General features: G+C 72.6%; 13 protein-coding genes and 1 pseudogene. 4 read left to right on the forward strand and 10 right to left on the reverse strand.

Annotated elements, in window-relative coordinates:
- Positions 1-45: 45 nt before the first annotated feature.
- The 8 genes from VNL12_RS00775 to gatC all read right to left on the reverse strand — a co-directional run bounded on the left by VNL12_RS00775 (position 46) and on the right by gatC (position 9,193).
- Complete coding sequence (locus tag VNL12_RS00775; RefSeq protein ID WP_325590669.1) at positions 46-1,290, reverse strand: GNAT family N-acetyltransferase; 1,245 nt, start codon at positions 1,288-1,290, stop codon at positions 46-48.
- A 66-nt stretch (positions 1,291-1,356) separates the two neighbouring features.
- Positions 1,357-3,123: a serine/threonine-protein kinase gene (locus VNL12_RS00780; protein ID WP_325590670.1), complete on the reverse strand. Its 1,767-nt coding sequence runs from the start codon at positions 3,121-3,123 to the stop codon at positions 1,357-1,359.
- A 119-nt stretch (positions 3,124-3,242) separates the two neighbouring features.
- Positions 3,243-3,875 carry a TetR/AcrR family transcriptional regulator gene (locus VNL12_RS00785; RefSeq protein WP_325590672.1) on the reverse strand — a complete coding sequence of 211 codons (633 nt, stop codon included), beginning with the start codon at positions 3,873-3,875 and terminating at the stop codon, positions 3,243-3,245.
- Between the two features lie 5 nt (positions 3,876-3,880).
- Complete coding sequence (locus VNL12_RS00790) at positions 3,881-4,861, reverse strand: MFS transporter (protein ID WP_325590674.1); 981 nt, start codon at positions 4,859-4,861, stop codon at positions 3,881-3,883.
- A complete protein-coding gene (locus VNL12_RS00795; protein ID WP_325590676.1) occupies positions 4,780-5,601 on the reverse strand; it encodes an MFS transporter in 822 nt (273 codons plus the stop codon). The genes VNL12_RS00790 and VNL12_RS00795 overlap by 82 nt, the downstream gene beginning before the upstream one ends.
- Positions 5,602-5,830: 229 nt before the next feature.
- Positions 5,831-7,429 (reverse strand): Asp-tRNA(Asn)/Glu-tRNA(Gln) amidotransferase subunit GatB, encoded by a 1,599-nt coding sequence (gene gatB / locus VNL12_RS00800; protein WP_325590678.1) that lies wholly within the window; start codon positions 7,427-7,429, stop codon positions 5,831-5,833.
- Complete coding sequence (gatA, locus tag VNL12_RS00805; protein ID WP_325590680.1) at positions 7,426-8,862, reverse strand: Asp-tRNA(Asn)/Glu-tRNA(Gln) amidotransferase subunit GatA; 1,437 nt, start codon at positions 8,860-8,862, stop codon at positions 7,426-7,428. Before gatA ends, gatB begins: the two co-directional genes overlap by 4 nt.
- Before the next feature lie 28 nt (positions 8,863-8,890).
- On the reverse strand, positions 8,891-9,193 hold the full coding sequence (gene gatC / locus VNL12_RS00810; RefSeq protein WP_325590682.1) for an Asp-tRNA(Asn)/Glu-tRNA(Gln) amidotransferase subunit GatC: 303 nt from the start codon (positions 9,191-9,193) through the stop codon (positions 8,891-8,893).
- Between the two features lie 221 nt (positions 9,194-9,414).
- On the opposite strand from gatC, the gene VNL12_RS00815 reads away from it, so the two are divergent.
- Both VNL12_RS00815 and VNL12_RS20735 read left to right on the forward strand, forming a co-directional pair.
- Positions 9,415-9,942: a demethoxyubiquinone hydroxylase family protein gene (locus VNL12_RS00815; RefSeq protein ID WP_325590684.1), complete on the forward strand. Its 528-nt coding sequence runs from the start codon at positions 9,415-9,417 to the stop codon at positions 9,940-9,942.
- Between the two features lie 69 nt (positions 9,943-10,011).
- Positions 10,012-10,439 (forward strand): annotated as a pseudogene (locus tag VNL12_RS20735) (sulfotransferase domain-containing protein); the annotation flags it as partial.
- A gap of 357 nt (positions 10,440-10,796) precedes the next feature.
- Here the strand turns inward: VNL12_RS20735 and VNL12_RS00825 are convergent.
- The gene (locus VNL12_RS00825) at positions 10,797-11,546 is read right to left on the reverse strand and encodes an alpha/beta hydrolase (protein ID WP_325590688.1); all 750 of its coding nucleotides are present in this window, start codon (positions 11,544-11,546) and stop codon (positions 10,797-10,799) included.
- A gap of 258 nt (positions 11,547-11,804) precedes the next feature.
- On the opposite strand from VNL12_RS00825, the gene VNL12_RS00830 reads away from it, so the two are divergent.
- Together VNL12_RS00830 and VNL12_RS00835 are read left to right on the forward strand one after the other, a co-directional pair.
- Complete coding sequence (locus VNL12_RS00830) at positions 11,805-12,458, forward strand: TetR/AcrR family transcriptional regulator (protein WP_325590689.1); 654 nt, start codon at positions 11,805-11,807, stop codon at positions 12,456-12,458.
- A 123-nt stretch (positions 12,459-12,581) separates the two neighbouring features.
- A complete protein-coding gene (locus VNL12_RS00835) occupies positions 12,582-12,992 on the forward strand; it encodes a hypothetical protein (RefSeq protein WP_325590690.1) in 411 nt (136 codons plus the stop codon).
- Positions 12,993-13,044: 52 nt separating this feature from the next.
- Here the strand turns inward: VNL12_RS00835 and VNL12_RS00840 are convergent, their stop codons facing one another.
- Entirely contained in the window at positions 13,045-13,362 is a 318-nt protein-coding gene (locus tag VNL12_RS00840) for a hypothetical protein (protein ID WP_325590692.1), read from the reverse strand.
- Positions 13,363-13,652 lie beyond the last annotated feature (290 nt).

Raw genomic sequence — 13,652 nt, forward strand, 5'->3', positions numbered from 1 at the left:
CGCAGATGTGCCACGGAGGACAACATCCGTACGAAGCTGTGGAGGTCAGAACATGGTGGTGCAGTGGGGCGCGACCTCGGAGCGGAACAGCGCGTCAGCCGTCGCCAGCGCGCCGGGGCGCTCCGCCCGGACGCGACCGACCCGAGCCAGGACCGACGGCGCCACGCCCCCGAGGGCGACGGCGCCGAGCTCCTCAGCACCGAGCACGACATCGGCCGGACGGTCGGTGGGATCCACGTGCCCGGCGCCGGTGGCGTCGGCCTCGATCAGGAAGCGACCGCCGGAGGCCGGCCGGAAGGTGTCGACCACCTCGACCACGATGGCCCCGGCGGTGCCCCACCAGCGCGGTCCGAGGGCGGCGGGCACGTCGAGGATCCGCAGCCACAACCAGTCGGTGACCTCCGAGGCCCGCAGCCGCCGGGGGTCGCGCAACGCCCACCGCAGGGGGTCGTCGAGCGGGGCGTGGAACACGTCGACCTCGACGTAGAGGTCGTGGTCGAGCAGGCCGCGCCACAGTGCCACCTGCACCGCGTCGTCGACAGCCTCGAAGCCCTCGACCCGCAACGTGCTGCCCGGCAGGCGGTCACCCCAGTCGAAGACGGCCCGGTACGTGGCCCAGCCGTCGACGGCACCGCTCGCGTCCTCGTGCACGAGCACGTAGAGGGCACTGCCCCCGTCGCGGCGGAACGGTCGGTCACCGAACACGTGGGTCTCCCACCAGGCGTGGGAGCGGGCCACCGAGCCGGGGCGCCGGGAGCGGAGGCCCTCGTACGCGTCGGGCAGCGCGGCGCGGGCCTCGTCGATGGTGACCTGTCGAAGCCGACCGGCCGGCGGCGGCGGGGCGTCGGCCCGGAACGCGGCGCGGGCCGGGTCGAGGCGCAGCCGCACGCCCTGGGTGGCCAGCCCGTACCCGTAGCGGCCGTAGATCACGGCCTCCGAGGCGGTGAGGATCACGACGGGTTCGGGCCCGCTGGCGATGTCGTCCATCTGACGGGTCATGAGCTCGGTGAGGATGCCCCGGCGCCGGTGGGTGGGGGCCACGCCCACCATCGTCACCCCGGCGGCGGCGACCTTCGCCCCGCCCGGCAGGGTGAGGTCCATGGTGAAGGTGCCGGTGCCGCCGACCCACTCGTCGCCCTCGAGGGCACCGATGCTGCGCGCCGGCTCCCACAGCATCGCCTCATCCTCGATCATCTCCGGGCTGGGGGACGGCTCGCCGAACCCACGCCACACCGGGCGGGTGAAGTGCTCGAGCTCCTCAGGGTGCGGGACGCGGTAGGTGAGGCCCATCTCCGCAGCATGTCCGACCGGAGGTTGCGCAGGGCCACCAGTTCGGCTCCTCGACCCGCGAACCGCTCAGATGCAGCTCTCCAGCACGTCCTGAAGCTGGGGAGGGAGCTCGCTGCCGCCGCTCGAGCGGAACTGCTCGTCGAGCGCCTCGAACTCCTCGAGGGTGAGGATCTCCTCGATGCCGTCGATGCCGCAGGTGCAGGTCTCGGTGGTGCCGCCGGTTCTCACGCACTCGTCGATGAAGGTCTCGCGCACGGCCGCGGGGTACGGCTCGCCGGGCCCCGCCGGCGCGGTCGACTCGGTCGTGGTCTCCTCGGTGGTGGAGGTCGTGGTCTCCTCGGTGGTGGAGGTCGTGGCGCCCTCGGTGGTGGTCGTGGTGGACTCCGCAGACGAGTCGCCGCCGCCACCCACAATGGCGGCGAGGGCGATGATCAAGATGACCGCCACCAGGGCGATGACCGCCACGATGGCGACGACCTTGCCGCCACCGCCACTTCCGCCGCCACCGGACGATCCGGTGCCCCCATCGCCGTAGCTGTAGCCGCCGGTGGCCGGCGAGTAGGCGCCGGTCTGAGCCGCGGGCGGGTGGCCGCCCGTCGGGGCGCCGTACCCGCCGGTCTGCGGGTCGTGCCCCTGGACCCCGTAGCCGGTGGCCGGGCCCGGACCGGCGGCGGACTGCGGCGCAGGCGTCGGTTGGCCCCAGGACGCAGGTGGCGGCGCCGGTGTCCCCTGGCCCCAGGACGCAGGCTGCGGCGGAGGGGTGGGAGCGGGGTACCAGGCGGGCGGACCCTGACCGTGGGCCGCCGGGGGGGGCGGCGGCGTCGGGCTCGGGTGGGGCGAGGGCGCCGGTGGGGGCGTCGCCTGGGGCCCAGCGGCGGCGGAGCCCACCCCCGTCCCGGCTGTGGCGGCGCCGACGGCGAGAGCCGCGGCCGGGAGCCCGGGCATCAGGTCGGGGTCGGTGTGGAGGGGGACCGACTGGACGCCACGCCGCTCTTGGAGGTGCTGCGCCCACTGCGCGACCTCGAGGGCGGAGGCCGGGCGCTTCTCGGGGTCCTTGTCCATCAGCGTGTGGATAAGCAGGGCGACGTCGTCGGGCACGTCGTGCTCGACGAGCGGCGGCGGGTCCTCGGTGTTGACCCGGTACATGATGGCCACGACGGACTCATCGGCGTCCTTGACGAACGGGGTGCGCCCGCTGGCCACCGCACAGAGCATGGCGCCGAGGGCGTAGAGGTCGCTGGCGGCGGAGGCCCGGGCGCCGCGGAGCACCTCGGGAGCGGTGTAGGCCACGGTGCCGGTGATGACCCCGGTGGCGGTGCGCTGGCTGTCGCCGAAGCGGGCGATGCCGAAGTCGGCCAGCTTGTAGTCGCCGATGCGCGACGCCAGCACGTTGGCCGGCTTGATGTCGCGATGCAGGATGCCCGCCTGGTGGGCGGCGCCGAGGGCGTCGCACATCTGCACCGCGACCCGCAGGACCTCCTCCCACGGGGCCCGACCGTGGTCACCGAGCTTCGCCTGCAACGAGCCCGACGGCAGGTGCTCCATCGCCAGGAACGGGAGGCCGTCCTCGGTGGCGCCGGCGTCGTACACGGTGACGACGTGAGGGTGCCACGAGAGCGAGCCGATGGCCTGGCACTCGGCCTCGAACCGGCGCTTGGCGTCGTCGTCGGACGGGTCGACGTTGGTGAGCACCTTCAGGGCGACGGTGCGGCGCAGCTTGGGCTGGTTGGCCCGGTAGACGACGGCGAAGCCGCCCCGGCCGAGCTCCCGCTCGACCTCGTAGCCCGGGACCGACATGCCGCCCTTCAGCGGGCTATCCCCCTTGTCGCTCACTGCTCGCTCACTGGTGCACCAGATCCTCCGTCGGGCCGACGCTGATGCTAGGCGCATCCAGGCCCGACGCCGACGATCAGCGCCACGGGGGTCCTTCCCTCCCGCCGACCGTGGCGCGCTCAGCCCGGACCTGGGCTCCGATCGACCTCGGGCGCGGTGCCGGCCAGACCGGCGAGCACCAGGTCGAGGGCGCGGACCAGCAGGTCGGGCGTGATGGGCTGGTGCGAGAGGAAGCAGCGGTAGGCCGCCGGGCCCACGATCAGGTCGAGCACCAGGTCGACGTCGACATCGGGGCCGAGCTCGCCGCGGGCGACGGCCCGGCGGAGGATGCCCCGCCCGCTCCGGCGGCGACGGTCGACGAACTCGCGCTGGAGCTCGAGCAGAGCCGGGTCCTGAGCCGCGGCCGCGGCCATCTCCACGACCAGGCGACCGCTGCGCTCATCCGCGAAGCGGTCGATCATGCCCGCAAAGAGCTCCATCAGATCGCCGCGCACCGAGCCGGTGTCGGGCACCGGCGGCTCCTCGGACAGGGTGGCCACCGCCACGAAGAGCAGCGCCTCCTTGCTCGGCCACCGTCGGTAGATGGTGGCCTTGCCGACCCCGGCGCGGGCCGCCACGGCGTCCACGGTGAGACCCGACAGGCCGACCTCGGCCACCAGGTCGAGAGTCGCCCGCAGGATCGCCCCATCGGCGCCGGGGTCGCGGGGCCGCCCGGCGCGGCGGGTGGTGATCGGCTCGGACGTGGCGGCCACGGGCATCAGTCGACCACCTGGCCCCCGGCACCGGCCAGGGCGCCGGCGCCGCCGTCGCCGGTGATGACCGGGATCGGGGCGACCTCGGGCTCGCCGCCCTCGCCCGAGGGATCCCGCCGTTCGGCGCCGGACCGGTCGTCGTCGCCGGCCGGGCCGGCATCGGCCAGCGGGTCGGCGGCGCGAGCGGGCAGGAACACGAGGGCGATGACCGCACCCACGAGGGCGAAGGCGGCGCCGATGAGCAAGCTGCGACCCATCGAGGCAGCGAAGGCGTCCTGGGCCGCGGCGGCGATCTCGCGCCCGGCGGTCGTGTCGATCAGCTGAGGATCGCCGCCGGCCCGAGCGGCCACCGAGAAGGCGCCGGTGATGGAGTCCGACACCGCGCCGGCGGCCTCGGCGCCACCCGGGCGGGCGCCGATGGCGCTGAAGGTCGAGCCGAGCCGGTCCTCGACGCCAGGGCGGTAGGTGCCGGCGAGGGCGCTGCCGATGATGGCCACGCCGAGGGCACCGCCGATCTGCCGGGTGGTGTCGTTCACCGCGGAGCCGACGCCGGCCTTGTCGCGTGGCAGCGAGCCCATGATCGACTCGGTGGCGGGCGCCATGGCCAGCGCCATGCCGGCGCCCATCAACAGCTGGGCCGGCAGCAGGCGGGCCAGGTAGCCCAGCTCGGGGGTGGCGGTGGAGGCGACGGCCAGCCCCGTCGCCACGAACGTCATGCCGGCGCCGACGACCAGCTTGGTGCCCACCTTCTCGACGATGCGGGCCGAGAGCGGCCCGACGGTCATCAACACGGCAGCGATCGGCACCGAGCGGATCCCGGCCTGGAGGGGCGAGTAGCCGAGCACGTACTGCATGAACTGGGTGATGACGAACATCGACCCGAACAGGGCGAAGAACACCATCGTCACCGCCAGGCTGGCGGCGGTGAAGCGACGGTTCTGAAAGAAGCGACGTCGAGCATGGGGTGATCCGAGCGCAGCTGCCACCAGACGAAGGTGCCGAGCACCATCACGGCCACGACGAAGGCGGAGGCCACCGTCGGGTCCGACCAGCCCTTCACGGGGGCCTCGATGATGGCAAAAACCAGCGCCACCAGCCCGACGATCGACAGCACGGCGCCGACCGGGTCGATCTTGGAGCTGGTCTCAGCACGGCTGTTGGGCAGCAGGAAGTAGCCGGCCGGGAGGGCGACGAGCGTGACCGGTATGTTCACGAGGAACACCGAGTGCCACGAGTAGTGCTCGAGCAGCCAGCCAGCGAGCAGGGGGCCGACGGCGATGCCGATGCCCGACACGCCGGCCCACACCCCGATGGCCCGGGCCCGCTCCTTCGGGTCGGGGAACAAGCTGGTCAGCAGTGACAGCGTCGAGGGCATGATCAACGCCCCGCCCACGCCCATGAGCGATCGTGTGCCGATGAGGTGGATCGGCGCGGTGGCGAAGGCCGAGAGCACCGAGCCGGCGCAGAAGACGACGAGCCCGGCCGACAGGGCCGAACGTCGGCCGTAGCGGTCGCCGAGGCTGCCGGCGGTGAGCAGCAGCCCGGCGAACACGAGCGTGTAGCCGTCGACGATCCACTGCAGCTGGCCGGTGTTGGCGTCGAGGTCGTCGGCCAGCGTGCGCAGGGCCACGTTGAGGATCGTGTTGTCGAGTCCAATGACCAACAGGCTCAGGCAACAGACGAGCAGCCCGATCCAGCGCCGGCGGTGGATGGTGGCGGCGTCCATTCCCGCCATCCAAGACCATCTAGTTCCGAAACTCAAGCGTTCCGTATGTGGCGTCGGTCACCGACCCGACGCCCGGCGGCCCGGTCGCCGTCCGTTCGCCCGTAACTGGTTGCGGATCCCGTCGCTTCCGGCACGCCGATCGCGTCCAGTTCGAGACCTCGGCCGAACTGGCCGCGGATCCCGTCGCCCCAGGCACGCCGATCGCGACCGGTTGCGGTGGGGACCGGGGTCAGAGGCTGGCGCGGGAGCGGAGCAGGGCGGTGACGGCCTTGCCGTCGGCTTGGCCCTTGCTGGCCCGCATCACCTGGCCGACGAAGAACCCGGTGAGCTTGCCCCGGGCCTTGTCGTCGCCGGTGCGGAACTGCTCCCACTCGTCCTCGTGGCCGGTGATGACCTCGTCGATCATGGCCTCGAGCGCCCCGGTGTCCATGGCCTCGAAGCCCCGAGCCGTGGCGATGTCGGCCGGCGCAGCGTCGGAGGTGACCATCTCGGCCAGCACCGTCTTGGCCTGGGTGGCGGTGAGGGCGCCGGAGGTCTCCAGCCCGACGAGGGCAGCGATGCGCTCCGGGGCGACATCTGAGCCTCCCTCGCCGGAGAGGTTCTGGCTGACGTGCACCAGCACGCGAGCCGGGTCCGCGCCGGCGGAGACGGCGGCGGTGGCCTGGGCGTCCTGGTCGCGCTCGACGAGCAGGGCCACGGTCTCATCGGGCAGGGTCACCCCGGTGGCGGCCGCCAGCGCGGCTCGGCGGGCGGCGGGCATGGGCGGCAGGGCGGCGCCGATCTCGGCGATCCAGGCGGGGTCGGGGTCGATGGGCAGCAGGTCGGGCTCGGGGAAGTAGCGATAGTCGTCGGCCTCCTCCTTGGAGCGCATGGTGCTGGTGCGCCCCGTCGCCTCGTTCCAGTGCCGGGTCTGCTGCTCGATCGCCCCACCGGCGGCGAGGATGTCGGCCTGGCGTCGGGCCTCGTGCTCGATGGCCCGGCCGAGGCTGCGCAACGAGTTGAGGTTCTTGACCTCGCAGCGGGTGCCGAGGCCGTCCGAGCCCACGGGGCGCACCGAGACGTTGGCGTCGACGCGCAGCGACCCCTCCTCCATCTTGCCGTCGCTCACCCCCGCTGCGACCAGGATCGAGCGCAGCTCCGAGACGTACTGGCGGGCCTGTTCGGGGCTGCGGACGTGGGGCCGCGAGACGATCTCGAGCAGCGGGACGCCGGCGCGGTTGTAGTCGACGAGGGAGTGATCCGCGCCGGTGATGCGGCCATCGCCCCGCCGAGATGGGTCGGCGTCGCCGGAGGCGACGGCCCCTGGGGCGGCTGGGCGGGGTCGGTGGACGTGCGCGGACTTGCCGGTGTCCTCCTCGAGGTGCGCCCGTTCGAGGCCGACGACGTGGCCCCCGGGCAGCTCGATGGTGCCCTCGCTCACGATGGGGAGGTCGTACTGGGAGATCTGGAAGTCCTTCGGCATGTCGGGGTAGAAGTAGTTCTTGCGGGCGAAGACCGAGCGGCGGATCTCGGCGCCGACGGCCAGGCCGAAGCGGATGGCGAGCTCGACCGCCTTCTCGTTGACCACCGGCAGGGTGCCGGGCAGGCCCAGGGTGACGGGGTCGATGTTGGTGTTCGGGGCGTCGCCGAAGTGGTTCGGTGCGCCCGAGAACATCTTGGTGGCGGTGGCCAGCTCGGCGTGGACCTCGAGGCCGCACACCAGCTCGTAGGTGGTCCCGCCGGCGGTGACGGTGTGGATCTCGTCGGAGTCGACGGTGCTGTAGACCACCGTGGCGGCGGAGCCGGCGCCCTCAGGGCGGCGGGCGGGGTCGGAGGACGTGATGCTCATGGCCGCGCTCCCTCGAGGACGCGTGCGGTGCGGAACAGGTCGACCTCGGCCAGGGCGGTGGCCATCACCTGGACGCCGATGGGCAGGCCGTCGGAGCCGGTGCCGTAGGGCACCGAGATGGCCGGGTCGCCCGAGAGGTTCGACGGGATCGTGCACACGTCGTTGAGGTACATGGTGAGCGGGTCACCCGTCTTGTCGCCGAGGGCGAAGGCCGTGGTCGGCGACGTGGGCGACAGCAGCACGTCCACCTCTTCGTAGGCAGCGGCGAGGTCCCGGGTGATCAGGGTGCGAACCCGTTGGGCCTGGCCGTAGAAGGCGTCGTAGTAGCCGGCCGAGAGGGCGTAGGTGCCGAGCATGATGCGGCGCTTCACCTCGGCGCCGAACCCCTGGGTGCGGGTGGCGACCATCATCTCGTGCGTGGTCGGGGCGTCGACGCGGAGGCCGTAGCGCACGCCGTCGAAGCGGGCCAGGTTGCTCGACGCCTCGGCCGGGGCGATGAGGTAGTAGGCGGAGAGCCCGTAGGTCACCGCCGGCACCGAGACCTCGGTGACCTTCGCCCCGGCGCCGGCGAGGGCCTCGGCCGCGGCCCGCACCTGGGCCACCACCTCGGAGGCGACGCCCTCCATCTCGAGCATTTCGGTGATGACGCCGACCCGCAGGCCGTCGACACCGTCGTCGAGGTGGGCGCCGTAGTCGGGCTGATCTTCGGTGGTGGACGTGGCGTCCATGGGGTCGTGTCCGCCGATGACCTCCAGGACGAGCGCCGCGTCGCTGACGGTGCGGGCGAAGGGGCCGACCTGGTCGAGGCTGGAGGCGAAGGCGATCAACCCGTAGCGGCTGACCCGACCGTAGGTCGGCTTGAGCCCCACCACCCCGCAGAGCGCGGCGGGTTGGCGGATCGACCCGCCGGTGTCCGAGCCGAGCGAGACGGGGGCGAACCCGGCGGCGACGGCCGCCGCGCTGCCCCCCGACGAGCCACCCGGCACCCGGGTGGTGTCATGCGGGTTGCGGGTGGGGCCGAAGGCGGAGTTCTCCGTCGAGCTGCCCATGGCGAACTCGTCGAGGTTCGTCTTGCCGACGGCCACCGCCCCCGCCGCGGCCAGGCGGGCCACGACCGTGGCGTCGTACGGTGGGCGCCAGCCCTCGAGGATCCGCGACGAACACGTGGTCGGCACTCCCCGGGTGGTCAGGTTGTCCTTCAGGGCGACGGGCACGCCGGCGAGCGGACCGGGGTCCTCGCCCGCCGCGACCTGGGCGTCGACGGCGTCGGCCGCGGCGCGGGCGCCCTCGACGTCGACGTGGAGGAAGGCGTGGATCTCGCCGTCGCCGGCCGCGATGGCGGCGAGGTGCTCGTCGACGAGCTGGCGCGCCGTCCACTCCCCGGATCGGACCCCGGCCGCGATCTCCCGTGCGGAGATGAACGACTCCGACATCAGCGGGCGCCGGTCGCGGCGGTGGGGGTCACGGCGCCTCGCCCAGGATCGCCGGCACGCGGAAGCGGCCGCCCTCGGCCTGCGGGGCGCAGGCCAGCACCTCGTCGCGGTCGAGGGTCGGCCCCACGACATCGGGACGCAGCACGGTGCCGAGGGCCAGCGGGTGGGCAGTGGGCGCCACGTCGGCCAGGTCGAGGGCTTCGACGTCGCGGGCGTGGTCGAGCACGGCCGCCAGCTGGCCGGTGAAGGTGTCGAGCTCGTCGTCGGTCAGCGCGAGCCGGGCCAGGCGGGCCACGTGGGCCACGTCGTCGCGGGTAATGCTCTCAGACATGAGGGCGATGGTAGGCCGATGCCCCCCTGGGCCCCGAAGGCGGACCCGGGCGGATCCGCGAGGTGGAGGCTCGGCCGCGCCCTCAGCACCCCAGGCTGGTGACGATCAGGACCACGCCGCACACGGCGAAGAGCACGGCCCAAAGGCCGGAGGCGGTGCGACCGGTGCCAAGATGGCGCATCACCGAGAGCACAGGCCCCTCCCAACTCAGCTCAAACGACGTGGCCGCCGATCGCGCCTCCTTCGTGGCGATCCTGCAGGCGGCCCATGCCGGTGAGCTGGCCGCCGCCCTCGCCTACCGGGGCCACTGGCGGTCGCTGCGGCGGGCCCACCGGGCCGATGCCCGAGCCGAGATCCGCCGCATCGAGATCGAGGAGTGGCATCACCGGCACATGGTCGGCGAGATCCTGACCGAGCTGGGCAGCGGGCCCCAAAGGTGGCGTGAAGCGCTCATGTGGAGCATCGGCCGGTTCTTCGGGGCCCTGTGCTTCGTGGGCGGCTGGTTCGGCCCGCTCTACGCCGCCGGACGGCTGGAGGCCGCCAACATCGACCAGTACGAGCAGGCGGCGGTCCACGCCTCTCGGGCCGGCCTCGACGGCTACCTGCCCCGGCTGGCCGAGATGGCCGGGACCGAGGACCGCCACGAGCGCTACTTCGGCGGCCTGATCGTCGACCATCGGCTCCTGCCCCTCGCCTCCCGGGTTCTGGGCTGGCGGCCGGCCCCGGGCTCTCCGCCCGACGCGGCCTGAGCCGCCCCACCCCACGTGCGTCCTGCCCGCCCGCTCATGCTGCGCCACGATGCCGCCATCGAACGCGACATCGGAACCCAGGGACACCCGCGCCGCCGGCGGCGGTACGCCGGTGACGACGCCGACAACCGGCGTTGGGAGGGCTTCGGCTTCCGCCCGGTGACCTCGTGATCTCGGCCCGTCGAAGTCAGGCACGACCGGGACGCAGATGTTGTGCGCCCTGCTCGTCTTCGACGCCGTCGAGCTGCCCGCCCCGCTGTCGGAGCTCTCGACCTGGCTGGACATGAGGACCCGGCCGATCGAAGACGTGCGCCGGGCGCTAGAGGACCAGGAGCACCGCCGGTTCCTCAAGACCCACACCCCTCTGGACGGGGTTCCATTTGACGATCGACCCACCTACGTGTGCGTCGGTCGTGATCCGCGCGACGCCGCGCTGTCCATGAACCACCACCTGGCGGAACATGCATCGGCATCGGATGGCGGAGCTGGTGGAGGCCGCGGGCCACACCTGGCACGGCGATCGCGCAGCGGAGGGGCCGACCGAACCCGGGGGGCGTGACGGAGCGCACGCAGACTTGGATCGAGGCGTGCGCCGCTACGACGAACGGGTGGCCGGAGCTCGTCAAGCCGGACCTGGCCGCATGGGTACACCGTGGCCGTGGTTGACCGGCCGCCCAGGCATCAGCTCGTGGCACCGGCCGATCGCATCCGTCGTCGGTCCCAGGTCGCGGCCGAGAGTGCCTGCCCTCGAGGCCATCGACGCAGACCGCACCGAGACGACCGCCATCACCGGGGTGATGGCGGTCGTCCGTGCGCCGGAGTGATGCGGACCGCTGAGCCGGGCCGTCGGCCATTTAGGCGGTGACGCGGGCACAGAAGTCGGTGACGGTCTCGATCACGGCGGGGCCATCGTGGTCGAGGGTCACCACGTGGAAGCTGTCGGCGGCGGTGAACCGCTCGACGGGTCCGGCCACGGAGCCGGCGAGCACGTCACCGTTGGTCGGGTCGACCACGTGGTCCTGGGGGCTGGTCACGATCAGCACGGGGCAGGCGATGCGCCCCAGGCGCGTCTCGAGCTCGGCGGCAGCGTCGAAGAGGGTGAGCAACGGGCGCAACGGCGTGTCGGCGTAGGCCGACTCGACCACCCCCTCCTTGGCGATGTCGGAGCCGATGCCGGGCATCACCAACGCACCACCGGCGAGCATCTCCTCCACCGCGTCGCGCATGCCGTCCGGGGGGCTCACGACCGCGTTCAGGCAGGCGATCCCGGCGATCTCGGGGTGCTCGGAGGCCAACCACGCGGTCAGCGCCCCGCCCATCGACAGGCCCACGACGGCGACGGACCGGCAGCGCTCGACGAGCGACGCGTAGGCCCGCTCCGCCTCGCTCAGCCAGTCGGCGAAACCGGTCTCCATCATGTCGGCGACCGCGGTCCCGTGACCGGGCAGCAGCGGGAGGTCGACGGTGAAGCCCTCGGCGGCCAAGGCCTCGGCCACGCCCCGCATCGAGGCCGGGTTGCCGGTGAACCCGTGGACGACCAGTGCGCCCCGGTCATCGCCCTCTGCGTGGAAGGGCTCGGCTCCCTCGATGATCGGTGCGCTCATCAGCGCACCATCGGGTCGCGGGCCACGTCCGGTCGGGTTCCTGTCGCCGGGCACCAATGAGCGCGGAGGCTTCCGCAGGCTCCGCCGTCAGAGAGCCCGTGCTGTTCGGTTCGCTCGCCGTGCTCGCTCACGTCTCGTCTCCTCCGGTCGGTTGGGCGCACCATGGTGGCCCACCGCCGCGGTCCCGGCCGCCATCGCCAGTCATGGCGCTCGCCGGGACGGCTCCCGTCCTGACCCGGTGGTCAGTAGATTGGCTCCGTGCCGCCCGACATCGACCAGCCCGTGGCCGTGGCGCGCCAGCTGACCAACCAGGGCCGGGAGCGCAAGCTCCAGCTCATCGAGGCGGCCGCCGAGCTGTTCGCCGAGCGGGGTTACGACGAGACGCGCATCGTCGACATCGTCGAGCGGGCTGGAGTGGCCAAGGGTCTCTTCTACTGGTACTTCGAGAACAAGGAGGCCCTCTTCCGGGACCTCGTTCAGGAGAACCGCCTGCGCCTGCGCCGGGCGCAGGGCGAGGCCATCGACCTCGACGCCGAGCCTCTGCGGCGCATCCGCCAGGGCGCCGAGGCGTCGGTCGCCTACATGTCGAGCCACGCCCACTTCTTCTCGCTCATCGAAGTCGAGAACCTCGACAAGAAGTTCGCCGACGTGTTGCGCCAGGGCACCGAGGTCCACGCCACCGACGTGTCGGCCATCGTGGCCGAGGGCATCGCGGAGGGCACGATCCGCGACGAGGATCCCCTGCTGCTCGCCTACGGGGTGATCGGTGCCGTCGGGTACTTCGGCCACTTCCACCGGACCGGTCGCGTCGCCATGGGCGCTGATGATCTCGCCGCGTTCGTGGGTCGCTTCGTGGTCTGCTCGCTCGCCGCGGACGAGCAGATCGCCCGTCGGATCCTGCTGCCGAGCTGACGCCCTGTCGCCCCGCGCGAGCCGGGTCCGACGGCCCCTTTCGGGCGCCGGTGCGTCACCGCGGCGTTCGTTACCTGCGGGTAACGTGCGGCGATCCCGTGCGCAACCCACCGAGGAGTCCCCGTGGCGCAGTTCCTGAGTGACGAGTGGCTCGACGCCGCCCAGGCCATCCGCGAGGAGTACCGCGGCAAGGCCGGGGCCCCTCCGCACGTGATCAAGATGAACCTGATCATCAAGGAGTGCCCCGACGGCGTCGGCGCCGGTGGGGTCGTGCAGGCGCACATGGATTCGACCGAGGGCGAGATGGAGATGGACCTCGGCCACGTCGACTCACCTCAGCTGACCGTCACCCTTCCCTACGGCGTGGCCCAGGCGATCCTCGTCGACGGCAACCCGCAGGCGGGCATGGCGGCGTTCATGTCCGGCCAGATCAGCGTCACCGGCGACATGACCAAGCTGATGGCCATGCAGACCGGTGCCGTCGACCCCGTGCAGCTCGAGATCGCCGGCAAGATCAAGGCCATCACCGACTAACGGAGCCACCGGGCCGGGCGCGTTCCATGTCCGATGGCCGCCTCCGATCAGATCAGACAGTGACCAGCTCGAGCGCCGGGTCGAGGAGTCGGAGGTCGTCGGGGTCAGACGTTGCGACCCGCTGCTGGCGGCGGCGGGCGCAGATGACCACGTGCGCATCGACGACATCGGCGGTGCCACTGGCCGCGAGCAGCCGCCCCACGTTCGTGGCGTCGAGACGGTCGAGCTCGACGACGTCGGTGGTCGGTTGCCGGATCAGGCGGGCCAAGCGGTCCTGACACTCGGGTCGTCGGATGGCCTGAGCGAGCGCCGTCGCCGGGACGGTCACGCGAGCGCGCGTCTCCCCCGTTCGCGCCAGGAGGACCACCATCCGGCGATCGTTGCGGTCCAATGCGATCAGCGCACCCGCGTCGAGGGTGATGCCGGGCGTCAAGCGGCCGAGCCCCGACGGCGCGGCGCGGTGTCCAGAATCTCGTCGGCCCAGGCCCGGTCGTCGTCGGTCAGCGGCCCGCCGGTGTCGCCGGGCCCGTTCGTTTCCCGTCGTCCACCCCGAATTGCGTACCTGAGTCGCGCCGGGTGCGACTCAGGTACGCAGTTTGAGAGGAGGTGGTGGGTGAGGGCGGTCGTGGAGGACGCCCCCTCCTCCGTGGGCGACGTCCT

The sequence above is a fragment of the Iamia sp. genome (genome assembly GCF_035575815.1).
GTDB lineage: Bacteria > Actinomycetota > Acidimicrobiia > Acidimicrobiales > Iamiaceae > Iamia.

Excerpts from the sequence above, each read along its gene's own strand:
- VNL12_RS00795 (WP_325590676.1), bottom strand. The coding sequence starts at position 5,601 with ATGGACGCCGCCACCATCCACCGCCGGCGCTGGATCGGGCTGCTCGTC.
- gatB (WP_325590678.1), bottom strand. The coding sequence starts at position 7,429 with ATGAGCATCACGTCCTCCGACCCCGCCCGCCGCCCTGAGGGCGCCGGC.
- VNL12_RS00775 (WP_325590669.1), bottom strand. The coding sequence starts at position 1,290 with ATGGGCCTCACCTACCGCGTCCCGCACCCTGAGGAGCTCGAGCACTTC.
- VNL12_RS00840 (WP_325590692.1), bottom strand. The coding sequence starts at position 13,362 with ATGGTGGTCCTCCTGGCGCGAACGGGGGAGACGCGCGCTCGCGTGACC.
- VNL12_RS00825 (WP_325590688.1), bottom strand. The coding sequence starts at position 11,546 with ATGAGCGCACCGATCATCGAGGGAGCCGAGCCCTTCCACGCAGAGGGC.
- gatA (WP_325590680.1), bottom strand. The coding sequence starts at position 8,862 with ATGTCGGAGTCGTTCATCTCCGCACGGGAGATCGCGGCCGGGGTCCGA.
- gatC (WP_325590682.1), bottom strand. The coding sequence starts at position 9,193 with ATGTCTGAGAGCATTACCCGCGACGACGTGGCCCACGTGGCCCGCCTG.